The organism is Micromonospora sp. NPDC050980 (genome assembly GCF_040653835.1).
Classification (GTDB): Bacteria; Actinomycetota; Actinomycetes; order Mycobacteriales; family Micromonosporaceae; genus Micromonospora.
Genome location: NZ_JBFAGS010000031.1, coordinates 1 through 24,893, shown reverse-complemented (window position 1 = coordinate 24,893; position 24,893 = coordinate 1). Strand labels below are relative to the sequence as shown.

Below are 24,893 nucleotides of genomic sequence, written 5' to 3'. Positions count from 1 at the left end.
CCGGTGGGCCGCCCGGCGGTCGCCGGCCGGCTCCGGACCGTACGGGCGGGGCGGTGCGTCACTTCGGCTGGGTGTTGTTCGGGATGGCGTTCATCCAGTCGTTCGCCTTGGTCAGGGCGAGCGCGGTGACCGCCATGGCCACCGCGACCAGGCCGAAGATGATCACCGCGGTCGGCACCGGGCTGTCACCGCGCTCACCGTCGCGACGCAGCTCGGCGAGGCGGTCGCTCACCGCCGAGTACAGGTAGGTGTAGAGGAACATGTCTTCTCCTTCTCCGGAACGGATGTCACAGGCGGGCCAGGAACGGGTAGACGGCGAAGCCGAGCAGGACGAAGACCAGCAACGAACCGGGAATGTCCAACTTGCTGGTCACCCCCTCGGCGCGGGTCAGGTTGTCGGTGCGGATCTGGTCGCGCAGCGAGTCGGCGCGGGAGCGCAACGTCTCGTGCACCTGGGCGCCCTCGCTGCCGGAGGAGCGCATGATCGCGCCCACGTCGCTCAGCTCCGGGATGCCGATCCGGTCGGCCAGCTCCTGCAACTCGTCCCACGGCGAGTGCATCTGGAGTTGGGCCAGCCGCAACGCCTCCCGGATCCGGTCGAACACCCAGCCGTCGCAGACCGCCGCCGCGCGTTCCAGCGACTGCACCGGGCCGTGCGCGGCGGAGAGCTGCAACGCCACCAGGTCGAGGTAGGTGCAGACCGCCTGCCGGAACTCGTCCCGGGCGGCGTCGGCCTTGGTCAGCACCGCGCGGTGCGCGATCAGGCCGGCGGCCAGCGCCAGGCCCAGGCTGGCCAGCACCGGCACGGCCACCGGCAGGTTCACCCCGCCGAGGAACAGCACGGCCGAGGCGACCGCCGGGGTGGCGAACCCGATCAGCGCGGAGAGCAGCACCGACAGGGCGTACTGCTCGGGCGTCCGGTCGAGCAGTACGAGCTGCCGGGTCGGCGGGCGCAGCCAGCGGGCGAAGCCGCCCAGCCAGTCCGGCCCGGCACCGGCCACCGGCGCCTGGCCGGGCGGCTGGTGCAGCCGGCGCAGGGCCGGGCCGAGCGCCGGGGTGGCCGGCAGCGCCTCCCGGACCGCCAGGAAGAGGCCGAGCCCGACCGCCGACCCGCCCAGCACGGCGATGACAAGCTGCCAATTCAGGATCACGCGATCGCCTCCTGCGGGTCGGGGGCCGGCAGGAAGCGCGCCGGGCGTGGCGGTTGGCTCATCGACCGCACCCAGACCAGCAACCCGATGAAGGCCGCACCGAGCACCGCCATCACGAGTTGCCCGGTCACCGTCCCGTAGGGACGGATGTAGTCGCTGTTCAGCAGCCCGTACGCCAGCGTCGCCAGCGTCATGCCGGTGAGGAACCGGACCGCGAAGCGGGGCTGGGTCCGCTTCGCCTCCACCTCACGGCGGGTCGCCACCTCGGCGGACGCGGCGCCGGCGATCGAGCCGAGCACGTCGCCGAGGCGCTCGCCCCGGTCGGTGAGGTGCAGGATCAGCGCGGCCACCACCTGGTCGGCCACCGGGTCGGCGATCTCGTCGGCGAAGGCGAGCAGCGCGGAGCGCGCGGTCCAGCCGGCCTGGAGGCGGGCAGACAGCGTGCGTACCTCCTCCTGGATCTGCTCGGGCGCGGTCGAGATGGTGCCGACGATGGCCTGTTGCAGCCCCTGCCCAGTGGCGGAGATGTCCTTCAGCCGCCGGGTCCACTCACCGACCGCCTCGACCCGGGCGATGGCCCGCTGCTCGGCCCGGCCGACCGCGAACAGCCACGGCACCCCGGGCACCGCGAGCGCCACCAGCAACCCGACCACCGGCAGCCCGGTGAGCAGGAACGCCAGCGCCCCGGCGACCACCGCGCCGCCGAGCAGGAACTGGTGGCGACGCTGCTCGGCGCGGCCGGCCCCGGAGCCGGTCCAGAGCCGGCTCAGGCCGGGCCCGGCGGTGCCCGGCGTCGACCCCGGCGGCCGGCGGGTGCCGACCAGCGCGACCACGGTCAGCACCAGCCCGGCCACGCAGGCCGCGCCGGACACGAGTGCGATCAGTTCGATCTGCGTCACGCCGGGCCCCCGTTCGGCCGCCGTCCGAGGCGGGTGTGCCGGGGACGCCGCCAGGCGCCCACCCCGGCCTCGACGAACCGGGTGAGCAACCGGGCGTCGTAGCCGACCCGCAGCAGTTGGTCGCGGATCCGCTCGGGCAGGTGGCGCGGGACCGCCCGGCCGTCCGGCCCCGGGCCGAAGACCGTGGTGGTGGTGATCCGGTTGCCCTCGCCGACGCCGATGACCTCCTCGACGTGCGAGACGAAGCGGTGCTTGCGGCCACCGATCGCGGTCTCGTCCTCGACCGTGACGTAGACGATCAGGTCGAGCGCGTTGCCGGCCATCCGGCGGGCCTGGTCGACTGTCATCTCCCGGCCGTGGGAGAGCGCCAGCTCGATGATCCGTTCGCTCACCCCGGCCGGGGTACGGGCGTGGATGGTGCACATCGACCCGCGGCTGGTGGTCATCGCCTGGAGCATCGGCACGATCTCCCGGGACCGCACCTCGCCGACGATGATCCGCAGCACGCCCATCCGCAGCGACACCGGGATCAGGTCGGCGATGCTCACCTCACCGGCGGGTCGCCCGTCCGCGCCGCGCTCGCCGTGCCCCTCCCGCGACTCGAAGCTCATCACCGCCCGGTGCTTGTGCCCGCGCCGGGCCGGCAGCAACTCGCGGCTCTCCTCCAGCAGCACGTACGGCTCGTCGGCGGGGATGTCGTCCATCAACGCCCGGATGACAGTGGTCTTGCCGGCCCCGGCCAGCCCGGCGACCATGATGTTCAACCCGGCCCGCATGGACGCGCGGAGGAAGTCGCGCAGCAACGGGTCGATCATCTCGTCCAGGTCGGGCCGGCCGCCGGCGATGTCCTCCAGGCTCACGTCGAGCGTGTTGTGCTTGCGGATCACCGCGTAGGGGCGGTGGCTGACCAGGAAGACCGCGGCGAGCCGGCTGCCGTCGGGCAGTTGCAGGTCGAGCGTGGGCTTGGAGGTGGAGAGCGACCGCTCGGTGGCGCCGGCCCGGCGGGCGGCGGCCTGGAGGATCTCCACCAGCTCGTCGTCGGTCTCGGCGATCGGCTCGGCCCAGTCGACGCCGCCGCCGTGCCGGGTGATGCGCACCTGGTCGCAGCCGAGGATGTGCACCTCCTCGATGGTGTCGTCGACCAGCAGCGTCTGGAGCCGGCCCAGCCCGACCAGCTCGGCGGTCACCTGGTCGAGCAGGAGCCGCTCCGCGTCGGCCGGCATCGGGGTGCCGCCCCGGCGCACCGCGTCGGCGTACGCGGAGACCACCGCGACGGCCAGCCGGGCCCGCTCGACCTCCTCGGCGTCGGCGTCGAACTCCCGCCCGCGCTGCCACTGGGTGAGCCGCTCGCTCAGCTCCCGACGCAGCTCGCGGACCACCGCGAAGTCGACCCGGGGGCGCGGCGGTGGCGCCGGCGGGACGGCGGGCAGCGCCGGGCCGGCGACGTGATGCCGCCCGTTCGGCGGGGCCAGCGGCGGGACGGTGGAGACGACGCCGTGCTGCTGCCCGCGCGGGTCGTGCGAGACCGGCTCAAACCGCACCGGGCACCCCCTGCGTGGCGGGTGTTGGCGCGGTGGCCGTCGCGGTCGCGCCGGGCCAGGCCAGGCGGGCCCGGCGCCGGTCCAGCAGCGCCCGGACCGGCACCTCCAGCGCGCCGGCCGCGCGCATGAGCGGCCGGTTGGCCCGCACGGTGCCGCCGTGGGCGAGCACCTCGGCCGTACGTGGGTCGTGCGGCAGCCGGGCGATCACCGGCAGCCGCAGCACCTTGCTGATCTCGCTGGTGCCGTGCCCGTCGCCGACCACCAGCAGGCGCAGGTTCCCGGGCGGGACGCGGTGTTCGGTGAGGTCCCGTTCGATCGCCCGGACCGTGGCCCGGGTGGCGGAGAGGTCGGGCAGGTGCGCGCGGGTGACCAGCAGCACCACGGCGGCGGCGCGCAGCAGCGGCCACGGTGGACCGCCGACCGCCAGCCGGCCGCAGTCGACGAGCACGTCGTAGGCGGGTTCACCCCGTTCCAGCCCGGTGAAGTAGTCGGCGAACCGCTGCCAGAGCGGCACCACGCTGCCGGCCTGCGCCGGGTCGACCACGCCGGGCAGCAGCAGCCGTTCCCGGCGGGGCGCGTCCAGGTCGACGAGTTGGGACCAGAACGTGCGTTCCAGGCTGCCGTCGCGCAGCTCGCCGACGGCCAGTTCGCCGATGCCGCGTGGGCCGTCGAGCGCCCCGCCGAGGTAGCCGGCGAGGATCGAGCCGCCCGACGGGTCGCACTCGGCCAGCACGAGCCGGCGGTGCCAGCTCAGCGTGGCGGCAAGCGCCGTGGTGGTGACGCCCGGCGAACCCTTCGCCGAGACCAGGGCGATGATCGCCATCAGGCGGCCTCGGTGAGCACGACCGCGAGCCGGTCGTCGGCGGCCAGCACCACCACCGCCGGCACGTCCCGGACGGCCAGGGCCAGGTAGACGACGACGTCGTCGCTCTGCTGCGCGGCGGTGTCGATCACGGTGGCCTCGAACCGGGTGCCGCCGCCGCGGGTCGCCTCGCCGCTGCTGGAGCTGGTGTCCGGCGTGCTGACCAGCAGCACCTTGTCGCCGGGGTGCAGCTCGCGGGCCGGCACCTGGTCGGCGGAGAGCCCGAGGGCGATCTGCTGCTGGCCGGGGCCGAGCAGGGGGGCGTCGGTGAGCTGGGCCGGGGTGAGCAGCGTGCCCGGGGTGAGCCGGACGGCGGCGCGCAGGCCGAGGAGTTCCGTCATCCGGTCGGCCGGCACCGGCCGCAGCTCACGCCCGCCGGAGACGCGCACCGGCACCAGGTCCTCGGCGGTGAGCTGCTGGCCCACCTCGACCGGCCGGGCCACCGCGAGGTAGCTGCCGGTGGATCGCACCGAGGTGACCGCGAACGCCGCCCCCAGGCCACCGAGCGCGATGAGCAGGATCGCGAGGCCGAGCAGGCCGGGTCGGATCCGTCGCTGCCGGACCACCTTCGGCGGCGCCACCGGCGCCTCCACCGGGGTCCCGTTGCGGGCTGCCACCACACTCATCGGGTCACCACCTGAAGTTCGTTGATCTGCACCGGGACGACACCGCTGACCCGGCTCTGGGCGATCTCGCCGGTCTCCCCGCCGCTGGACGACCACTCGACGGTCCAGAACGTGGTGGCGTGCACCTGGTAGGTGCCGGCCTTCGGGTAGCCGTTGCGCAGGCCGCAGTCGGGCGAGTAGCTGCCGGCCCGCGGCCCGTTCGCGCTGTAGGGGGTGCCCGGCCCGGTGCACTCGACGTCGAGGCCGGGGGCCATGTGCCAGACGATCCGGGTCACCTTCGCGGTGATCGTGACGGTCAGCCCTCGGTCGGAGGCCGAGGCGTGCAGCGGCCCGAAGTAGGACGCGCCGGGGCTGGCCCACATCCAGACCGGCAGGCCGACCAGCCCGGGGCCCTTGCTGCGTCGGGGCGCGACCGCGGCCCGGGGGCGCAGCAGCGAGATCGAGGCCAGCGCGCGGCGGGCCAGTTCCTCCGGGTCGGGCGGGGCGCCGTAACCGGGCGGCGGGGCGTCGAGCAGTTGCTGCCGCATGCTGCCGACGTCGCCCCCGTTGCAGGTGAGCTGATACCACTGCTGCCCGGCCGGCGCGTCTTGCTGCGGCTCGGCGAGCTTGTAGTAGCAGCCGTCGCCGTTGTTGAACCAGCCGAGCTGCTCGTCGTAGCAGGGGATGACCCGGCCGTTCCACTGGCACTTGGCCGCGCCGCCCCCGTTGCCACCTCCGCCGCCGTCGTCGCCGCCCCCGGGCTCGCCGGGGATGCCCGGGTCGTCGTCCCAGACGTCGCAGTCGACCTGGTCGGGGGTGCAGGAGCCGCCCGGGTCGGCGGCGGCCCGGGCGGGCACGCCGCCCAGCGCGAGCAGCGCCACCAGGCCGGCGGCGAACCATCGCCGGTGTGGCGTCCCGGCCCGGGTCCCACGGGCCGGGACGCCGACTCCTCCCCAGGTCAGCACGGTTGGTCCTGGTGCGCCGCGCCGGAGTTGATCAGCCACCGGCCGTCCGGGTAGCGGGCCGCGGTCGCGGTGGCGAGGTATCGCCCACCGCGGGTGCCGGGCACGGTCTTGCGGTCCTTGGCGTAGACCAGCCGGTAACCACGCGCGTCCAGGCAGTCCTGGATCTCGACGGTGGGCGGGTCGGCGGCCAGGTCGACCGAGACGACGGTGGGGTCGGAAACCAGTTTCCCGGTACGCATCGCGCCGTGCTCCTTCGCGTCACGAATTGCCACCCGCACCCGGGTCAGCAGCGGGTCGGCGAGAAAGCGGTCCAGCGCGGGATGGCCGGGATCGCTGCGCGCGCTCGCCGTCCGGGAGGCATCGAGATATCCGGAATAAGCGGTGAGTGCCGCCTTCTCGGCGGCGCTCTCCGCGGCGGTGGAACGGGCGGCGGGTGCGGCGGCACGCCCGGCCAGGGGGCCGGCGGCCACCTCGGGCCCGCTGCCGCAGCCGGCGGCGCCGACCACCAGCGCGAGGCTGAGCAGGCACGATTCCCATCGGCGGGATTGCCATACGCGCAACGCCGAGCCCTCCTCGGTGCCGGCCGGTGCGGTCACATCGAGCCGCCCCGGGCATGCGGAAGCGCGCCCGGATCTGTCCGACCGGGCCTCGATCGCCACCGCTTGCATTTACCTGTGCTGATCTTCGTCAAATGTGGTGCTGATGTCCTCGGTCGGCCTCCGACGCCAATTGATCGGGGGTTGCGTCGTACCCAAGGGGCGAGCATAGGCTGACGTCAGCCGATGCAACAGAGGCAATTCACGTGAACACGGTGAGTGAAGACGGGTGGTGGGGGCCGGTGCATGTCCGGACGGTGACGAGGGGGTCGACAGTGGTCGCCCGAGTGGCAGTTGTGCGCCCACCCGCACCCGTCCACCGGCCCCGGGCGACCCGCCCCGACGCCGCCGGAATGGGCGGAGACCAGCCGGTTCGTCCGATCCGTCCCACCGCCCGGACCCGCCCCACCCGCGCCGGCCGCACCGACCTCCCCGGGGCCCCGACGGGTGCCTCTTTCCGCGCCATCCGTCACACCGTGATCGAGAATCGATCACGCTGCGTGCTCCGAAGTGGAGGCGGCGAGGGCCGACCGGGGGAGCCGACGTGACCACCGAACGGGTCCACCGACCTCATCCGCCGGCGGTCGTCCGTCGACCGGTCGTCCGGCTGCTCGCCATCCTCGCGGTCGTGCCGCCGGTCCGGCTGGCGGTGGCCCGCTACGCCGTACCGCCGGGCCGCCCCGACCGGACCGGCTGCGACGCCTGCGGCACCCCGATCGGGCTGGACCGGCCGCTGCCGGCGCTCGGCCCGGCCGCCCGCTGCCCGGGCTGCCGGACCCGCGTCGGCGCGCCGCCCGTCGTGGCGGAGGTGGCGCTGCTCGTCGCGGCGGCCGTGCTGGTGCTGGCCGGCGGCCCGCTCGGCGCGCGGCCCGCCCTGGCCTGGTGGCTCGCCTGCGCGGTGCCGATGGCCCTAGTGGACGCCGCGTCGCACCGGCTGCCCGACCGGCTGACCTGGCCGGCGGCGGCCGGGACGTGGGCGCTGCTCGGGGTGGCCGCGCTGGCCGGTGCCGGCCCGGCGTCCTGGGTGCGGGCGGTCGCGGCCGGGCTGGCCCTCGCCGCCGGCTTCGCGACCACCACGCTGCTGCTCGGCCGGCGCGGATTCGGCCTGGGCGACGCCAAGCTGGCGCTGGGCGCCGGCGCGCTGCTCGGCTGGTACGGCTGGCCGGTGCTGGTGGCCGGGCTGCTGCTCGCGGTCACCGGCGCCGCGGTGGCCGGGCTGGCGCTGCTCGCCCTCCGGCGACTGCGCTGGTCCAGCCACCTGCCGTTCGGTCCGTTCCTCATCCTCGGCACCGCCACCACCCTGCTGCTGGTGTAAGGAGGGGCCCCTTGTTAACGCATCTGGTAGAGGAGGGGCCCCTTATTAACATGCGGTCACCACGGGTCAGCGAAGCGTCGCCGGAAGTGCTAGACATCAGGGCGTGACGGACGCTGAGACGCGACCCAACGTGGCCCGGATGTACGACTACTACCTGGGCGGCTGCCACAACTTCGCCGCCGACCGGGCCGCTGCCGAGGAGATCCTGAAGATCTTCCCGGACACGTCGGTGGCGGCCCAGACCAACCGGGCCTTCCTGCGGCGCGCGGTGCGCTGGGCCGCCGAGCGGGGCGTACGCCAGTTCCTCGACGTCGGCGCCGGGCTGCCCACCCAGGGCAACGTGCACGAGGTGGTCCGTGCGGTGAACCCGGACGCCCGGGTGGTCTACGTCGACCACGACGAGGTGGCCGTCGCGTACGCCCGGCGGCTGCTGCCCACCGACGGCCGCACCGTGGTCGTCCGGGGTGACCTGCGACGGCCCGACGAGTGGCTGGCCGACCCGACGCTGCGGTCCACGATCGACCTGACCGAGCCAGTGGCGCTGCTGCTGGTCGCGGTGCTGCACTTCGTGCCGGACGCGGACGACCCGTGGGCGGCCGTGGCCCGGCTGCGCGACGCCACCGCCCCCGGCAGCGTGCTCGCGGTCTCCCACCTGACCCTGGACGGCGCTCCGCCGCTGCCCGCGCGGGCCGGCACCGAGGTCTACCGCCGCAGCAGTGCGCCGTTGGTGCCCCGCAGCCACGCCGAGGTGGCCCGTTTCCTCGACGGCTACGACCCGGTCGAGCCCGGCCTGGTCCGGCTGGCCGACTGGCGACCCGACGGCGAGCCGAGGGCGGCGGTGTCACACGGCTACGGCGGGGTGGGCGTGCGCCGCTGAGGCGCGGTGCCGGTCCGGTGGAGGCCGCGACGGGCGGCCCCCGAGCGCGGTGCCGGTCAGTCGAGGCTGCGGTGGGCGGCCCAGAGCACGGCCGCCCGGTCGGCCGCCGCCGCCACCAGCGCGGCCAGCTCCGGCCGGTCGGGCACCGGGAACGACACGTACGCGCCGCGTCCACCCGCGGTGGGCCGGCCGTACGCCTTCGCGGCGAGCCGCCCGTCTGGCAGCAACCGGACGTTGAGTGTGGTCAGCGTGAACTCCGCACCGCGCCGGGTGTCGGTCCAGCGCAGCGGCTCCGGCACGGCCACGTTTATGGCGAGGGCGTTGACGTCGGGTGCGGCGTCGCTGCTCATCCCCGCATCGTCGCACGGCGGCTCAGTGTCGTCACCGTCGATGCCCACCAGGGGGGTCCGACGAGACGTGGGCCCAGGTGCGCAAGCACTTCGACGACGACCAGGTCACGGCGCTGGTCTGCCAGGTCGGGCTGATCAACGCGGCGAACCGCTTCGCGGTGATCGTGCACCAGCAGGGCGGCTCGTACGAGGCGGGGAGTTTCGCCGCCATGCTGCGCCGAGCGGCGGAGCGCCGGCGCGGACCGGTTCCGGGCCGGCGCTCACCCGGCGGGCGGGGTGGCCGCGCGCCGGACGATCTCCTCCACGGTCAGCGGGCTGCGGGGGTGGTGGGTCAGGCACATCGGTGCCTGCATCTTGACGAACCGGGCACCCTCCACGGCGGCGTAGAACTGGCCGGTCCGCAGCTTGCCGATGTCGGGGACGTCGGTGCCCTTCGCTCTGGCCACGTCCCGGGCGGCCTCGATCTGCACCGGCACGGTGAGCAGGCCGAAGAACTGGGTGGCGGCGTTGCCGGGGATCTGGTTGTGCAACGCCTTGGGCGCCTGGGTGGCGAAGACGAGTCCCAGCCCGTACTTGCGGGCCTGCGAGGTCAGCGCGAGGGTGCTCTGGGTGCAGGCCGTCACCGCGCCGGACGGAGCCAGCGTCTGTGCCTCGTCCATGACGAAGAGCCCGCCCAGCGGCCGGTCCCCCGCCGGATGGCGTTTGATCCACGTGAACAGGGCGAGCTGGAGTTGGTTGACGAAGCTCTGCCGCTGGTGTTCCTCGGTCAACCCGGCGAGGTTGATCACCGAGATCCGGGCTCGGCGGCCCGGTGGCGGGGTGAGCAGTTCACCCGGGTCGACAGGCGTGCCGGCGCCGCCCAGAAGCGGATCGTTGATCAGCGCGGCCTTGAGCAACTGCGCCATGCCGGCCGCCAGCTTCGGCGCGCTGTCGAGCTGGCTCACCCCGTCCGGGAGGTCGTTGAGGACGTCGCTGAACTCGCGCAGGTCGTTGGCGCCGGTGCGGGCGTAGCTGATCAACGCCTCGCGCAGCACGGCCCGGCCGAGCCGGGCCTTGTCGGTGCCGCCGTCCACCCGGGCGTGCGGGGCGAGCGTGGCGACGGCGGCGTTCACCGCCGAGGTGAATCCGTCCGGGTCGTCCAGCACGTCGGCGAAGACCGGCAGCGGTTGGAAGGTCAACGGCCGTCCGGCCTGCCGGCCCGGCGTCCAGATGACCACGTCGGTGCCGGACAGGTACGCCGCCGCGCGGCGGGCGTCGTCGGCGTCCCAGCCCGCCGGCGGGGCGGGCCAGGGCTCGCCGAGCCGGGCCAGGTCGTTGTTGGGATCGAGCACGATGGCGGAGACGCCCCGCAGGGCGCACTCCTCGACCAGGCGGCGGATCAGGACGGTCTTGCCGGACCCGGAGCCGGCGAAGATGACGGTGTGCCGGCGCAACGCTTCGAGGTCGATCGGCACCGGGTCGGGCCGCCCGGTGACCGTGCCGATCGCCATCCGCCCCGGGTCGATGCCGGCCACCGGCGGGAGGGCGACCGTCGGCGGCGCCGGGTCGGGCGCGGCGGTGTTCGGCGGCGCCGGGTCGGGCGCGGCGGTGTTCGGCGGCGTCCCGACCGGCCCGGGGAGCGGAGCCGGTGCTTCCGCCGACCGCTGCCCGGCCGGGACGGCTGCCGTCTGGCTCGGCCAGTCGGCCAACGCCTCCCGGAGGCAGGCGATGTCGGAGGCCGGCCGGCGGTCGCCGAACCAGGGCCGCAGCGTCTCCCGCCCGTAGTCCTGGATGAGCTGTTCCAACGCGGCCATCCGGGCCACGTCCGGTGCGTCCAGGCCGAGCGTCCGGCCGCCGGCCCGCTCGAACGCGTCCAGCACCTCGCGGGTCCGGGCACCGGTCGACCAGTCCGCGCTGCGCAGCAGGAAGAGCTTCCGCTTGGCCACCCCCTCGGTGAGCCCGGCCGCCGTGATCGCGTTGCGGATCCGGTTGAGCGCGGCGATGTGGTGCGGCGCGGAGATCGCCCGGAACGACAGGTGCTCCTCGTCCTCGCTGTCCTCGCTCAGGCTGTGTCGCAGCCGGGCGTGCAGCGCCGGTTTGGTCCCGGCGGCGATCGGGTCGAGGCTGAACGCGTCGACGGCCTGCCCCTGCGCGGCGATCCAGGCGGTCAGTCCGGCTTCGAGCAGTCGCGGCACGCGGGCGTCCTCCGACTCCGGGGACCGGGCGGAGGCGGTTTCGGCGGCGGCGACCAGCTCCGCGTACCGCTCGTCGATCTTGGTGAATCCGGTGGTCGGGTTCTCCGGCGGGGGCCCGGTGACCAGGGCGGATCCGATCCCGTCGGCGGGGCGGTCGCCGGTCGTGTGCAGCAGGTGGCGCAGTTCCCGTGCCTCGCCCTCGGCCAGGCAGGCCCGGACGTGGGTGTCGATCCGGCGCAGTAGCTCGCGGGGGGTGAAGCCGACGACCTCCCGGAGCGCATCCGGGTGCACCGGCCAGGTCGGGTGCGGCGGCGTGAACCCGACCGTCTGGAAGAGCACCGCGAACCGCTTCTCGACCAGCTCGCGGCCGACCTCGACGCTGCGGATCTCCTTGAGCGGGGCGGCCTCCCGGAACCGGTCCTGGACCGTGTCCGTCGCCTGCTGCTGGATGCTGCGCCAGGTCTGCGGCAGGCACGAGACGACGGACAGGGTCCGGCGGGTGGTCTCGCGCAGCGCCATCAGACCGCTGGCGACCTGTTCGAGCAGGAGCGAGGTCTGCCAGTCCGCGTCGCCCCGGGCCTCCTGGTTGGTCGCCTTCACCGACTGGGCGATCATCAGGTCGATCTGGTCCACCGCGATCACCGTCGGGCCGACGACGGCGAGCAGCCGGGAGATGTCCCGGACCACCTCCTGGGGCGCGCGCCGGCTGCGCCGCAGCCCCCACCCGGCGCGCTGGCCGGGCTCCACCTCGTCCATCGAGGACAGGAAGTCGTAGCCGATGTCCTGCACGGTGGACTGCTCGGCGGCGTACAGCGCCAGGGCCCGCGCGGTGTCCTGGCACTCGGTGCCGAGCTGCCGATCCGTTTTACGGATCAGGTCGATGAGCGCGTCGAGCGTCGACCGGGTGAGTTCCGTCTCCCCGGTGACCGCTCGTCGTACCGTCCTGGGCGCTCCCACCTCGTCGGCCAGGCGGCGCAGGAACGCCCGCAGCTGGGTCGTCCCGTCCGGCATCGGCCGGACCAGGCCCTCCAGCATCGAGATCGCGGTGCGTTGCCAGAACGTCCGGGCTTCGAGCAGCTCGACCAGGAAGAAGAAGCCGCCGCGTCGCTGCACCTGCTGCCGGACCGTGCCGATCAGGTGGGTCTTGCCGGTGCCGCGCTGACCCAGGAGGGCCACCCCGACCGGGCTGGAGTCGGTGCTGGCCTGCGCCTCCGCGAAGCTGTCCAGCACCGTAGCGACGACGTCGTGGTGCAGGCCCGCGACGTGGAACGGGGTGGGCTTCCAGACGTCGTCGGGGGTCGGTGCCCAGTTGAACCTCAGCGCCGCCAGAGCACGGCGTTGCTCGTCACCGATCATGAGGAGATGGCGATCAGATGCTTGTCCTGGTTGCCGATGGTCACCGCCGCGGCCCGCTCCCGCGGCTTGAGCACCTTCTGGTTGGACTCGGGCACCAGGTGCACGCCGCGCTCCTGGTTGAGCGTGACGAGTGCGGCGTCGAAGTCACTGCGGTCGAGGTCGGCGAGGGCGTCGCGGAGGTCGGAGAGCATGACGTAGTCACCGGGCTTGGCGGCCAGCCCGCGGTAGGCCCGCTGGATCAGCGTGACCGCGTCGCCGGCCGGGACTTCCGGCGGCGGCACGGCCGCCGGAACCACCTCGTCCCGGTTGATCTGCAGGCGGAACAGGTCGTCGGCGCGGACGCCGGAGTGGTCGATCAGCCGGCGGAGAAAGTCGAGCGCGACATAGAGGGTTCCGCCCGCCGCGCCAGCTCGCTTCGGTGGCTCCGCGCCCAGCTCCTCGGTGGCCCGAGCCCATCCCTTGTCGGTGAGCGCCAAGGTGATCGGTTTCTCGGTGACCTCGATCAGGCCGTGGGACTGAAGACGGCGGCGGTGCTCCGGCTTCAGGCTGATTCCGACGACATTGGTGAAGTACGTCTGCGGCAATGGTGCCGCCTTCATCATCAGCGCGACAAGAATGCACCGGTCGACGAGGGTCAGTTCTTTTTCCGGCATGCGGATGCTCCTCTGCGGCACGAGCTCCCACCGCGTCGACGGTGTGATCGAAGGCTCGGAAGGGGTGGCCATGATCGAGGTGGGCAACGGGGCGGCCCCGACGCACGGGCCGATTCTGCCGACGGTGCCCGGCTCGCGCAAGGTCACCGATCGCGCTGACGAAAGCCGACAGGGCGACCCGGTGGATCTTCAACGATCCTGCGTGGACGGCCTGGCTGACCCACCTGTTCGGTCTTCGCGGCGCAGTTCGCCGGCCCGACCATTGCCAACCGACGAGGGCAGCGGGCAGCATGGCAGACCGGCGAGAGGGCCGGAGTTCTGCTCCGCCGCGACCCCTCCTGCCTGTTCTCGGGAAATACGCCACGGAGGTAACCGGTGCAGTCTGAGGTGGTCCGCTACCAGGTCGACGACGAAACGGTTGCCCTGATCGAGGTGGAGCCGACCCCCGGTTTCCAACCCGCCGGCTTCGGCGACGTCGCGGGCTGGGTACGCGAATCCGCGGCGCCCGCGGTCGCCGCCGCCCGAGAATTGCTGGAACAGGTCAAGACCGTCTCTCCAGACGCGGTGGAGGTGCGTTTCGGAATCAAGGCCACCGGTACGGCGAGCTGGGTGGTGGCCAAGGCGACCGGAGAGGCGAACTTCGAGGTCACGCTCGCCTGGCAGCCGGATGGGCCCACCGATCGCGGTGCCGGCCCACGGCGTTGACGGCCGGGTCGGCCCGTGACGACGGCTCCGGACGACAGCCCCTGGGCGGTTGCCCTGCACCGTGAGGCGAGTCCGCACACCGCGATCGGCAGCGGCATCGTCATCGCCGCCGACCTCGTGCTCACCTGCCACCACGTGGCGTTCAACGCCGACGGCGTCCTGCACCCCGATCTGTCGATAGCCTTTCCGCTCGCGCCCAAGGTCGCCTACTTCGACCGGCGCAAGGTCCGGCGGTGCCGGCACGACGGCATGCCGGACGCGCACGTCGACCTGGTCGTGCTCGAACTCGTCGAGCCGGTGCCGGCCACCGTCACCCCCGCCCGGCTGCGCTGCCTGGCCCCCAAACCGCTGCTGGAGCGCCCCTTCTGGGCCTACGGCTTCCCGGCCGGGGTAATCGGCGGCCTCGGCGCCACCGGTTCCTTCGTGGAAGCCGGCGGATACGGCCGGGTCACCATCGACAGCGGCGCCGCCGGGCCGCTCAGCAAGGGGTTCAGCGGCGGCGCGGTGTGGTCCCCGGAGTACCAGGCGGTGGTCGCCGTCGTCGTCACCGCCGACGGCCGGGGCAAGGGCCAGGCGGTGACCCTGCACCACGCCGACGAACAGGTGCCCGCGATGACGTTGGGCGCGTTGTCGGCCTGGCGGGTCGAGGACGCCGACGACACGGCGCTCTCGGCCTGGGGATGGACGCTGAGCACCGACGGCGAGGCCGGTCGGCACTGGTCGCCCCGGGCGCGGGGCGTCGCCGTCGACACCGAGGGCGGGGTCCGGTTCCGGGGGCGTACCGCCGCCCTTAGACGCATCGTCGACTTCATCGACGGCCCGGCGCCCGCCACCCGGCCGCTGATCGTCACGGGATCTCCCGGCGTCGGCAAGTCCGCCGCCCTGGGCCGCGTGGTGACCACTGCCGACCAGCGGATCCGGGCCGGCCTGCCGGATGACGACACGGCGGTGCGGGCCACCGTCGGCTCGGTCTCCTGCGCGGTGCACGCCAAGGGCAAGACCGCACTCGAGGTGGCGGCCGAGATCGCCCGCGCCGCCGCCGTCGACCTGCCCGGCACGCCGGTCGACCTGATGCCGGCGGTGCGCGACCGGCTGGCGCGCCGGCCGGCGCGCTTCGCCCTGGTCATCGACGCGCTGGACGAGACGGCCGACCCCGGCCAGGCGCGGCAGGTCATCGACGACGTCCTGTTGCCGCTGGCCCGCGAGTGCGGCCGGTACGGCGTCCGGATCGTCGTCGGCACCCGGCGCGGTGACGACCGGGGTGACCTGATCACCTGCTTCGGTGATCCGATCGAGCTGGTGGACCTGGACGCGCCGGAATACTTCGCCGAGGCCGATCTCGTCAACTACGCCCAGGCGACCCTGCGACTGCTCGGCGCGGAACGTCCGGGCAACCCGTACACCGAGTCGGTGGTGGCCGCCCCGCTCGCCCACCGGATCGCCTCGCTGGCAAAGGGGAACTTCCTGGTGGCCGGTCTCGTCGCCCGGGCGCACGCGCTGCGCGACATCGAGCCGGTCGACCCGGCCTCGGTGTCGTTCACCGCGACCGTGGCCCACGCGCTCGACTCCTATCTGGCCGGGTTGCCGGCGGCCGGCTCGGCCTCCGCCCGGCTGGCCCTGACCGCCCTGGCCTACGCGGAGACGCCGGGGCTGCCGCTGTCGCTCTGGCAGATCGCGGTGACCGCGCTGGGCGGCACGGTCACCGAGAGTCAGCTCCTCTCGTTCGCCCGCACCTCGGCGGCGAACTTCCTGGTGGAGACCGGCGGCGGCAGCCGACCCGCGTACCGGCTGTTCCACCAGGCCCTCAACGACGCGTTGCTGGCCGGCGCCTCCCGGCGGGACGACCAACGACGGCTGGTCGCCGCGTGGACCGACCTGGCCGCCGGAATCGGATGGGCCTCGGTGCCCGACTACCTGCGGCGCTCCCTGCCCCAGCACGCCTGGCGGGCCGGGCTCGTGGAGCGGCTCCTCGCCGACGAGGACTATCTGCTGCACGCGCACCTGGACCGGTTGCTCTCGGTCGTCGACACCGAACGGCCGCTGACGCCGCTGTCCCGGTCCCGGGTGCGGCTGCTGCACCGCACGCCGCTCGCGGTCTCGGCGGCGCCGGCCGAACGCGCGGCCCTCTTCTCGGTGGTGGACCGGCTCGACGGGCTGGGCAGCGGGATCGAGGCCGACACCGCCCCGTACCGGGCGCGCTGGGCGCACACCCCGCCCCGGCAGGAACGCAGCGTGCTGGACGGGCACTCGCAGGCCGTCTACGACGTGGCCGCGATCGAGCTGGACGACCGGCGGTTGCTCGCCTCCGCCGGCGACGACGGCACGGTCCGGCTGTGGGACCCGTTGACGAACCAGGCCGAGGCGGTCTTCACCTGCCACGGGGACACGATCCGCGGGTTGTGCGCCGTCCGTACCGGCACCGGCGAGACGCTGATCGGCACCGCCAGCCACGACGGGACGGTGGGGCTGTGGGAGCCGCGGACCGGGATCCGCCGGCACGAGCTGCGCGGGCACGAGGACTGGGTACGCAACATCTGCGTCATCCCGCTGCCGGACGGCGACCTGCTCGCCTCGGCCGGCGACGACCGGACGGTCCGGGTGTGGGATCCGGTGACCGGAACCCAGCGGTACGAGTTGACCGGGCACTCCGGGTGGGTGACCGCCGTGACGTACGTCCCGGCCGGCGGGCGGCACCTGCTCGCCTCCACCGGCTTCGACGGCGTGGTCCGGATCTGGGAGCCGACCGGTGACACCCGGCCGAAGCTGGTCCTCACCGGGCACGTCGGCTGGGTGACCACCCTGTATGCCGTCCGCGCGCCGGGCGGGACGCTGCTCGCGTCGGCCGGGTACGACGGCACGGTCCGGCTTTGGGAGCCGCGGACCGGCGAGTGCGTGCGCGTCCTCGAAACGGGCGGACCCATCACCGACCTCTGCACCGTCGAGGCCGACGAGGGTTGTCTGCTCGTGTCGACCGGCGAGGACGGACTCATCCGGATGTGGGACGTGTCGACCTGGCACAGCCGGCCGAGCCTGCGGGGACACGCGAGCTGGATCCGCGCGGTGTGCGAGCTGCGTACGGCGAAGGACCGGATGTTGGCGACGGCGGGTGACGACGGCACGGTCCGGCTGTGGGACCCGGCCGGCGGCCGACCGGACACCGTCGCCGAGCGGGACCGGCTCGGGCCCGTGCACAGCCTCTGTGCGGTCCCCGACGACCGGCCGGACCTGGTCGCCTCCGGCGGTGTCGACGGCCGGGTGCGGATCTGGGACGCCGCGACGGGCCAGCGGCTGGCGGAGATCCCGACACCCGGTGGGCCGGTCAACGCGATGTGCGCGGTCGCCGACGTCGAGGAGCCGCTGCTCATCACCGCCCAGGACGACAACACGGTCGGCTCGTGGAGTGTGCGGCACGGCGAGCTGGTGGGGTCGATGACCGAGCACCACGCCCCGGTCGCGGCCGTCTGCCCGATCGTCATCGGCGGGGAGACGCTCATCGCCTCAGCCGGCGACGACCAGGCGATCCGGCTGTGGCACCCCCAGACCGGCGCCGTGCGTCGGGTCCTGCTCGGGCACGTCACCCACGCCTGGGTGACCGCACTGGCGGTCCTGCGGTGGCCGGGCGTGGAGGCGCTCGCCTCGGCGGACAAGAGCGGCACCGTGATGCTGTGGGCCGGTCAGGACACCCCGGTGTGGACCCGGCAGGGCCACCAGGACGCGGTCACCGCGCTCTGCGGTCTGGTCGTGGCGGGTCGCCGGGTGCTGGCGTCGGCCAGCGCGGACCACACGATCCGCATGTGGGACGCCGAGTGGGGCGAGCCCGCGGGCGGGTTCACCGGTCACACGGCCGCCGTCACCGGGCTGAGTCTGGTCCGGGTCGGCGGGCGGGAGCTGCTCGCCTCGACCAGCCGGGACCGGACGGTGCGGATCTGGGACCCGTCCACCGGGCGCACGGTGCACACCATCCCCGTCTACCATCCGGCGCTCACCTGCTGCACGGTCGGCGGCACGCTGCTCGTCGGCCTGGACCAGGGCCTGCTGGCGCTGGACGTCGACGGTGGTGGCGACCTTCCGCCGCAGGCCACGGAGCGGGTGATCGGCCGGGTCGCGGTGCGGTGCTGAGCCGGGAGCCCCGACTGTCGGGCACCGTACTGTCCGTAGTCATGCGCGTGGATGCGGTGTTAGCCTCCTCGCGCCAGGCGTGATCATGGGAAGGTATCGGGGGACACATGGGGGCCGGCTTCGCGAACTCCGGCGGCCTGCTGGATCCGGACGGAGCCGTCGAGCGGCTGGCGGCCTGGAAGGGACGCATCGACCAGCTCGCCGCCGACACCAGGGCGATGAGTGACCGGCTCCAGCAACTGCGGGTCACCGCCGCCGACGGCAACGGCCTCTGCGAGGTGACCGTCGACTCCACCGGGGCGCTGTGCGACCTGCGGTTGGGCCCGCGCAGCCAGCGGGTCGCGCCCGACGTGGTGGCCCGGACCGTCATGAACACGATCGGCGAGGCGAAGCGGCAACTCGCCGACCGCTCGCAGGAGATCATCGCCGACACGGTGGGCACCGACTCGGCCGCCGGCCGGGCGCTCGCCGAGCGCGTCGGGCAGCGGCTGCGCGACCCGGACGCCACCGAGGGCGGCGGCATCGGCCACCGGCCCGGCCGGTGGTGAGCGGGGTGGCCGAGGGGTTCGCCGTCGACGCGGACCAGATCCGCGCGTGCAGGTGTTTCGCGGTCGGGTGATCCGGCTCACTCCTGGCGCGCCGTCGGCAGGGGTGGGGTTCGACTCCCCGCACACGGGTGACGGGGCACGGCACACCATCAGGTGCAGATCCACGACGGCGAGGGTGGGACAGGGGACCCCCGCAACCCGGGGTGGCCGCGCTCCCGGGGAGGTGACCAAGTTGTCACTCCGCGTTACCGAACGCGCGTGCAAATTGCCGAAGATGTCACCCGACGTTCCGCTTCCTCGGCGTGACTTTGTGCTGTATTGCCAGCTCGTCGACCTGGTTGTCGATCTTCGTCAACATTGTGGACGGAACACTGTCTACATTCGCCCCTCGCCACGGATAGTAATTGGCAGACCAAGGGGGCTGAGGGGGAACGATGAACGAAGCGCTGGCGCAACCGCTCACCGACTATCAGGTGATGGCCGTGGTCGTGGCCGTCGCCGGAGTGGTGGGGGGCTTGGTGCGGGCCTGCGTGGCGTACCGGGCGCGGATACATGAGGCACGCGAGGCCACGACACGTACGACAGCCCGGGTGACCTGGCTGATCCGGATCACGGAGGCCGACCACGACCTGGTGCGGATCGTGGAGCGTGATCGCGACGGGCATCGCGAGGTGGAGCTGAGCGGACGCGACATGCCCAAGTCCGTTGGCACCGGGGAGGCGGCGTGAGCGACGTCGAGGGAACCGCCGCCCGGACGCCGGAACCGGCCGACGGCGAGGACGCGCGCACGGCGGCGGCCGTACGCCTGAAGGCCGAGCACGACCAGGAGTTCGCCGCCTTCGTCGAGGGCTCCTACCACAGCGTGGAGCGGATTCTCCGGTCGGTGTGGTGGGACCGCGAGATGGTGGCGGACGCGCTGCACGAGGCGTACCTGCGCGCGCGGGACAAATGGCCCAAGCTCCGTGACCACGTCCGGCCGATCGGCTGGATCGTGTGCACCGCCCGGTTCCAGATCCTGAAGGACCGTGATCGGCGCCAGCGGGAGGCCGCGGTGCCGCCGGAGGACCTGCCGCCGGCGCCGCACTCCGACATCGCGGACGAGTGGGAGGCGCAGGAGACGCTGCGGGCCTGGCTGCTTCAGCTTCCGGCCCGGCACGCCGAGGTGTTCCAGATGTCCCGGGAGGGCTTCTCCAACCGGGAGATCTCCCGCATCCTCGGACTGACCGAGAACAGCGTCCGCTGTTACAAGGCCGCCGCCAAGCGAGGGCTTGGCGAGTTGGCCGAGAAGGCCGGCTTCACCCGTTCGGACGGCCGTCGAGGTCAGGGGGAAAGCCGTGGATCTCGATGACATCCTCGCGTTGGCCGAAACCAGGCCCAGCGCTCTGGAACTGGCCCGAGCCCGCCGCGTCGCGCGCACCGTGCAGAGCCGGTACGACGTCTCGCTCGCCGAGGGCTACGAGATCATGGTCGATACCGACCTTACCGACCCGGTGACCTGGGAGGTCGACGAGGCGACCCGGGTCGCGCGCGCCGCCCAGTTGTCGAAGCTGGGCACGATCACCTGGCTGGCCGGCGGGTCCGCGCGCCCGGGACGGCTCTTCTGGTCGGACGAGATGGCAATGATCTTCGGGTACGCGCCGGGAACGCGGCGTCTCACGCCCGGGACGCTCTTCGACCTCGTCCATCCCGAGGACGCCGGACGGGTCCGTACGACCGTGCGGGCGGTGTGGGAGCAGAGCCGTCCCGGCGAGGTCGGCTTCCGGGTGATCCAGCCGGGGGGCCGCATCCGTCACATCCGTTGCCATCTCGAAATACTCACCGCCGAGGACGGTGCGTCGGGGATCATCGCGACGGGGGAGGACGTCACCGCGCTCGAACTGGCCCGGCAGGAGCGCCGGCGGCTCGCCGTCCGCAGCCGGATGCTCAGCGCCGACCTGGCGGTGCCGGACGTCCTCACCGGTCTGCCGACCCGCAGCTACGTGATCGACGAAGTCGATCGGGCGCGCCGCGCCACCGGCGGTGCGCTCGTCGTCGTGGCGACCGAACCCGCCAACCGGCTGCCCGATCCGCTCACCGACGAGGACCGTGACCAGATCACGGTGGAGGTCGCCCGGGTGCTGCGCACGGTGGTCGGCGCGAAGGTGACCGGTGGACTGGTGGGCTCCGGTTCGTGGGGGGTGCTCCTCACCCCGGCCGATGGATATCCGGAAACGGCGGAGGACCTGGCGACCAGGATCGTCGGCACGTTCCGGGATTACCTGTTCAGCGTGCGGCAGAGGCCGTTGCGGCTCACCGTCTCGGCCGGGGTGGTGCATTTCGGCAGCGACGTGCCCGCTACCGGGTTCGACCTGCTCATCGACGGCGAGAATGCCGCCCGCGACGCGCGCCGGAACAATGCCGCCGTCATGGTGCTCCAGGAACCGGTCGAGGAGAAGAAGCGGATGCAACGATGCCGTTCGCGGATCCACCGCGTGGTCTCGGCCAACAGGTTCGCCCTCTACGCGCAGCCGATCGTCGATCTCCAGCTCAACCAGGTGACCCGCCACGAGATTCTGCTGCGGGTGCGGAGCGACACCGGCGAGCCGGTCGCCCCGTGGGCCTTCCTCGACATGGCCGAACGGGTCGGAGAGATCCTCACGGTGGACAAGTGGGTCGTCGACCATGCCCTGGAACTGATCGGTCGGGGAGCGCAGACCTCCCACTACCAGGTCAACATCTCCGGCAGATCGCTTGCGGACCCAGGGCTGCTCACCTTCGTCACCGAGGCGATCGACCGGCACGGGGTCAAGCCGGAGTGCCTGACGTTCGAGATCACCGAGACCGCGCTCATCGAGAACCGGAACGAGGCCCTTGCCTTCGCCACGGGGATCAGGAAAGTCGGCTGTCACTTGGCGCTCGACGACTTCGGCACCGGATACAGCACGCTCACCCACCTGAAACAACTTCCGGTGGACCTCGTCAAGATCGACGGGACGTTCATCGTCGATCTCTGCCGGTCGCCGGCGAGTCAGGCCGTGGTGTCGATGCTGGTCAAGCTGTGTCACACCCTCGGCATCCGGGTCGCCGCCGAGTATGTCCAGGACGAGAAGACCATCGAGCTGCTACGAGACCGTGGAGTCGACTTCGCCCAGGGCTACCGGACCGGGCGACCCGAACCGATCACCGTCGGCCAGCGGGCGGCGCAGACGATCGAACTGGAACTACGGTTTCCGCCGCAGTGCACCGCGCTCGGCTGATCGCGGCCGGTCGCGGTCAGGGCCGGAGCACCTAGCGACCGCGTACCCCCGCCTGGGCCATCGCCGGTGGCGCGTCCGCCGCGTTCTCAGGTGGCAGCACGGCGTACACCGCGGTTGTCCGGAGGCGTCGCGAGCAGGCCGGCGCGGGCCGTCGACGTGCGTGTCCACGGCCGCGACGGTGACGCCGCCAGCCCGCGCCAGTGCCGGCCCGGCGAGCGACACCGGCTGCGCCGGCCGGAATTTTCGGTCCGGTGTCGGAACAGTTCCGGCCTCCTCTCGCACCCAGATCTAGGACTACCGGGAGGTCATCGACATTGACCGATTGCGGTAGCGCGAGTATGTTCCACTGGAGTTACCGGTAGGTTTCCGAAAGTTTCAGCGCCGGTGGCGCGGAACGCGTACCGCCCGGTGGCGCCCCGGCGCCAGGTACGCGGACCGTGTCGACAACCCTGCGCATCACCCGTCCGATATGCAGAGGAGTGTCATGGAACGTCCACAGAGGCGGCACCGCTACCGCGTACTGGTAGCCGCTGCCGCCGGGTCGCTGGCCCTGGCTGCCACCGCACTGATGGTGCCCGGCTCCGCCCAGGCGGCCACCACGCTGGGTGCCGCGGCGGCGCAGTCCGGCCGCTACTTCGGCACCGCCATCGCGGCGAGCCGGCTGAACGACTCGACCTACAGCACGATCGCGGCGCGTGAGTTCAACATGATCACGGCCGAGAACGAGATGAAGCCGGACGCGACGGAGCCCCAGCGGGGTCAGTTCAACTTCTCCTCCGGCGACCAGATCTACAACTGGGCGACCCAGCGTGGCCTGAAGGTACGCGGCCACACGCTGGCGTGGCACTCCCAGCAACCGGGTTGGATGCAGAGCCTGAACGGCAGCAGTCTGCGTCAGGCGATGATCGATCACATCAACGGGGTGATGGCTCACTATCGGGGCAAGCTCGCCGCGTGGGATGTGGTCAACGAGGCGTTCAACGAGGACGGCAGCCGGCGTAACTCGAATCTGCAGGGCACCGGCAACGACTGGATCGAGGTGGCGTTCCGCACCGCGCGCGCCGCCGACCCGTCGGCGGAGCTCTGCTACAACGACTACAACATCGAGAACTGGTCGTACGGCAAGACGCAGGGTGTCTACCGGATGATCCAGGACTTCAAGTCCCGGGGTGTGCCGATCGACTGTGTGGGGTTGCAGACCCACTTCACCGGGGGCAGTTCGCTGCCGGGCAACTTCCAGACCACGCTGTCCAGCTTCGCCGCGCTCGGGGTGGACGTGGCGCTGACCGAGGTCGACGTCACCAACGCCTCCACCAGCCAGTACGCCGGGCTCACCCAGGCCTGCCTGAACGTGCCGCGGTGCATCGGCATCACGGTGTGGGGGGTGCGCGACAGCGACTCGTGGCGCTCGGGCGAGAACCCGTTGCTGTTCGACGGCGGCGGCAACAAGAAGGCCGCGTACAACTCCGTCCTGAACGCCCTCAACGCCGCCGGCCCCGGGCCGACCACGTCGCCGACGGCGACCCCGACCGCCACCCCGACCTCCGGTCCGACCACGCCGCCGCCGTCCGGCGGCGCCAGCCGGATCCTCGGCAACCAGTCGGGCCGGTGCATCGACGTGCCCAACTCGTCGCAGACCAACGGCACCCGGGTGCAGCTCTACGACTGCCACGGGCAGGCCAACCAGCAGTGGACGTACACCGCGAGCAGGCAACTGACCGTGTACGGCGGTAGCCGCTGCCTGGACGCCGGGGGCTCCGGCAACGGTGCGGGCATCCAGATCTACAGCTGCAACGGGCAGAGCAACCAGCAGTGGAACGTCAACTCCAACGGCACCATCACCGGCGTCCAGTCCGGTCGCTGCCTCGACGTCTGGGGCACCGGCAACGGTCAGCAGGTCCAGCTCTACGACTGCAACGGGCAGGCCAACCAGCGGTTCCAGCTCGTAGCCAACTGACGACCCGTGGTGGCTCACCGTCGCGGCGGTGAGCCACCAGGTCATCGAGCAGGTCGTCGTGCCCACAGCGGAGCCTGTCGGGTCAGCGATGGGGCCGGGCATTCGCCCGGCCCCATCGTGATCAGATCAGGTACCGGCCGGGCAGCTTCCTCCGCTCGGTATGCAACCCCGGACCACGGTGCCGTCTGATCGCACGACAATGGTGAGCTGGGGCTGGAACACCGTGTACGGGATGGGACCGTAGAAGATCCGGGCGGTGAATTTGGTGCCGCTGGTCACCGCCCGCCAGGATCCCTTGGTCTGCCCGTTGTACTGCTCGTACTGGCCCGAGCTGGAGCCCCGCGAGTCAAGTACCAAGCCGGCCAGCCCGCCGAGGGCGGTGACATCAGCGGTGATGACGGCCGGGTCTGGCGGTCCGGTGCGGGTGGCGTTGCTGACCACCAGTCCATCCCAACAGTAGTACTGGCTCATCTTGAAGAAGGCATACTCATTTCCATAGATGTCCTTGATTCGCCAGCGGACCGAGGGCGCTTCATTCCCGCTACTGGGGCATTTCAATCCATTGCTTTTGCCGCTGTAGGAGCCCTGCTGGTCGACGACCACCTCGGTGCGCAGGTCGAGCAACTTGCAAGGGTCTACGCGCAGCTGGCTGATCTGTGTCGAGGTGTAGTACCGGTCGCCTCGGCTCGGCTCACCATTACCTGACCGTCGAAGTACGACACCGACACACCGCCGCAGTTGTACGGGGCCGGCCGGAGGGTGAAGGTGCCCAGGTCCTTGTTGACCCCGTCGGTGGCTCCGGACGAGTTGACCCCCTTGGCGACGAGGTTGATCGTCACCTGGTCGTTGGCCGATTTCGGGGACCAGAAGATGTTGGCGTCGTAGTACCAGTGAGCCTTTTTCATCCTGCGTAGCGGTTGGCTTCGACGTGGTGCAGAACGAGGATGGCCTGCACGATCGGAGTCGCTCGTCGTGGGCAACAGC

The 24,893-nt window shown here is 72.5% G+C and carries 21 protein-coding genes and 1 pseudogene; 9 read left to right on the top strand and 13 right to left on the bottom strand.

Annotated features, from left to right (window positions below; all coding sequences use genetic code 11):
- Positions 1-58: 58 nt before the first annotated feature.
- The 8 genes from AB0H28_RS27715 to AB0H28_RS27680 form a co-directional block, all read right to left on the bottom strand.
- Positions 59-262, bottom strand: coding sequence for a hypothetical protein (locus AB0H28_RS27715; RefSeq protein ID WP_358046258.1), 204 nt, complete (start codon positions 260-262; stop codon positions 59-61).
- 25 nt (positions 263-287) lie between these two features.
- Positions 288-1,148 carry a type II secretion system F family protein gene (locus tag AB0H28_RS27710; RefSeq protein ID WP_358046309.1) on the bottom strand — a complete coding sequence of 287 codons (861 nt, stop codon included), beginning with the start codon at positions 1,146-1,148 and terminating at the stop codon, positions 288-290.
- The gene (locus AB0H28_RS27705; protein ID WP_358046255.1) at positions 1,148-2,050 is read right to left on the bottom strand and encodes a type II secretion system F family protein; all 903 of its coding nucleotides are present in this window, start codon (positions 2,048-2,050) and stop codon (positions 1,148-1,150) included. The genes AB0H28_RS27710 and AB0H28_RS27705 overlap by 1 nt, the downstream gene beginning before the upstream one ends.
- On the bottom strand, positions 2,047-3,591 hold the full coding sequence (locus tag AB0H28_RS27700) for a CpaF/VirB11 family protein (protein ID WP_358046252.1): 1,545 nt from the start codon (positions 3,589-3,591) through the stop codon (positions 2,047-2,049). The genes AB0H28_RS27705 and AB0H28_RS27700 overlap by 4 nt, the downstream gene beginning before the upstream one ends.
- Positions 3,581-4,414: a ParA family protein gene (locus tag AB0H28_RS27695; RefSeq protein ID WP_358046249.1), complete on the bottom strand. Its 834-nt coding sequence runs from the start codon at positions 4,412-4,414 to the stop codon at positions 3,581-3,583. Before AB0H28_RS27695 ends, AB0H28_RS27700 begins: the two co-directional genes overlap by 11 nt.
- The gene (locus AB0H28_RS27690; RefSeq protein ID WP_358046246.1) at positions 4,414-5,079 is read right to left on the bottom strand and encodes an SAF domain-containing protein; all 666 of its coding nucleotides are present in this window, start codon (positions 5,077-5,079) and stop codon (positions 4,414-4,416) included. Before AB0H28_RS27690 ends, AB0H28_RS27695 begins: the two co-directional genes overlap by 1 nt.
- Entirely contained in the window at positions 5,076-5,915 is an 840-nt protein-coding gene (locus tag AB0H28_RS27685) for a hypothetical protein (protein ID WP_358046306.1), read from the bottom strand. Before AB0H28_RS27685 ends, AB0H28_RS27690 begins: the two co-directional genes overlap by 4 nt.
- A gap of 101 nt (positions 5,916-6,016) precedes the next feature.
- Positions 6,017-6,583, bottom strand: coding sequence for a hypothetical protein (locus AB0H28_RS27680; RefSeq protein WP_358046303.1), 567 nt, complete (start codon positions 6,581-6,583; stop codon positions 6,017-6,019).
- Between the two features lie 580 nt (positions 6,584-7,163).
- On the opposite strand from AB0H28_RS27680, the gene AB0H28_RS27675 reads away from it, so the two are divergent.
- Positions 7,164-7,934 carry a prepilin peptidase gene (locus tag AB0H28_RS27675; RefSeq protein WP_358046243.1) on the top strand — a complete coding sequence of 257 codons (771 nt, stop codon included), beginning with the start codon at positions 7,164-7,166 and terminating at the stop codon, positions 7,932-7,934.
- A 103-nt stretch (positions 7,935-8,037) separates the two neighbouring features.
- Positions 8,038-8,811 (top strand): SAM-dependent methyltransferase, encoded by a 774-nt coding sequence (locus AB0H28_RS27670; RefSeq protein WP_358046240.1) that lies wholly within the window; start codon positions 8,038-8,040, stop codon positions 8,809-8,811.
- Positions 8,812-8,867: 56 nt separating this feature from the next.
- On the opposite strand, the gene AB0H28_RS27665 is transcribed toward AB0H28_RS27670, so the two are convergent.
- The 3 genes from AB0H28_RS27665 to AB0H28_RS27655 all read right to left on the bottom strand — a co-directional run bounded on the left by AB0H28_RS27665 (position 8,868) and on the right by AB0H28_RS27655 (position 13,431).
- Positions 8,868-9,161, bottom strand: a complete 294-nt coding sequence (locus AB0H28_RS27665; RefSeq protein WP_358046237.1) for a hypothetical protein — start codon at positions 9,159-9,161, stop codon at positions 8,868-8,870.
- A 260-nt stretch (positions 9,162-9,421) separates the two neighbouring features.
- On the bottom strand, positions 9,422-12,691 hold the full coding sequence (locus AB0H28_RS27660; RefSeq protein ID WP_358046234.1) for a DUF87 domain-containing protein: 3,270 nt from the start codon (positions 12,689-12,691) through the stop codon (positions 9,422-9,424).
- Complete coding sequence (locus AB0H28_RS27655) at positions 12,688-13,431, bottom strand: hypothetical protein (RefSeq protein ID WP_358046231.1); 744 nt, start codon at positions 13,429-13,431, stop codon at positions 12,688-12,690. The genes AB0H28_RS27660 and AB0H28_RS27655 overlap by 4 nt, the downstream gene beginning before the upstream one ends.
- 300 nt (positions 13,432-13,731) lie before the next feature.
- Between AB0H28_RS27655 and AB0H28_RS27650 the strand changes: the two genes are divergently transcribed.
- The 7 genes from AB0H28_RS27650 to AB0H28_RS27620 all read left to right on the top strand — a co-directional run bounded on the left by AB0H28_RS27650 (position 13,732) and on the right by AB0H28_RS27620 (position 23,909).
- Entirely contained in the window at positions 13,732-14,049 is a 318-nt protein-coding gene (locus AB0H28_RS27650) for a CU044_2847 family protein (protein ID WP_041799159.1), read from the top strand.
- Positions 14,050-14,064: 15 nt separating this feature from the next.
- On the top strand, positions 14,065-18,168 hold the full coding sequence (locus AB0H28_RS27645; protein WP_358046228.1) for an AAA family ATPase: 4,104 nt from the start codon (positions 14,065-14,067) through the stop codon (positions 18,166-18,168).
- A 107-nt stretch (positions 18,169-18,275) separates the two neighbouring features.
- Positions 18,276-18,716 (top strand): YbaB/EbfC family nucleoid-associated protein, encoded by a 441-nt coding sequence (locus AB0H28_RS27640; protein WP_358046226.1) that lies wholly within the window; start codon positions 18,276-18,278, stop codon positions 18,714-18,716.
- Positions 18,717-19,150: 434 nt separating this feature from the next.
- Positions 19,151-19,444: a hypothetical protein gene (locus AB0H28_RS27635; RefSeq protein WP_358046223.1), complete on the top strand. Its 294-nt coding sequence runs from the start codon at positions 19,151-19,153 to the stop codon at positions 19,442-19,444.
- Positions 19,441-20,064: a sigma-70 family RNA polymerase sigma factor gene (locus tag AB0H28_RS27630; RefSeq protein WP_358046220.1), complete on the top strand. Its 624-nt coding sequence runs from the start codon at positions 19,441-19,443 to the stop codon at positions 20,062-20,064. Before AB0H28_RS27635 ends, AB0H28_RS27630 begins: the two co-directional genes overlap by 4 nt.
- Positions 20,051-21,952: an EAL domain-containing protein gene (locus AB0H28_RS27625; protein ID WP_358046217.1), complete on the top strand. Its 1,902-nt coding sequence runs from the start codon at positions 20,051-20,053 to the stop codon at positions 21,950-21,952. Before AB0H28_RS27630 ends, AB0H28_RS27625 begins: the two co-directional genes overlap by 14 nt.
- Before the next feature lie 484 nt (positions 21,953-22,436).
- The gene (locus AB0H28_RS27620; protein ID WP_358046215.1) at positions 22,437-23,909 is read left to right on the top strand and encodes an endo-1,4-beta-xylanase; all 1,473 of its coding nucleotides are present in this window, start codon (positions 22,437-22,439) and stop codon (positions 23,907-23,909) included.
- 126 nt (positions 23,910-24,035) lie between these two features.
- Here AB0H28_RS27620 and AB0H28_RS27615 read toward each other — a convergent pair whose 3' ends face one another.
- Positions 24,036-24,533: a hypothetical protein gene (locus AB0H28_RS27615; RefSeq protein WP_358046213.1), complete on the bottom strand. Its 498-nt coding sequence runs from the start codon at positions 24,531-24,533 to the stop codon at positions 24,036-24,038.
- 277 nt (positions 24,534-24,810) lie between these two features.
- Positions 24,811-24,893, bottom strand: a pseudogene (locus AB0H28_RS27610) (IS5/IS1182 family transposase); the annotation flags it as partial.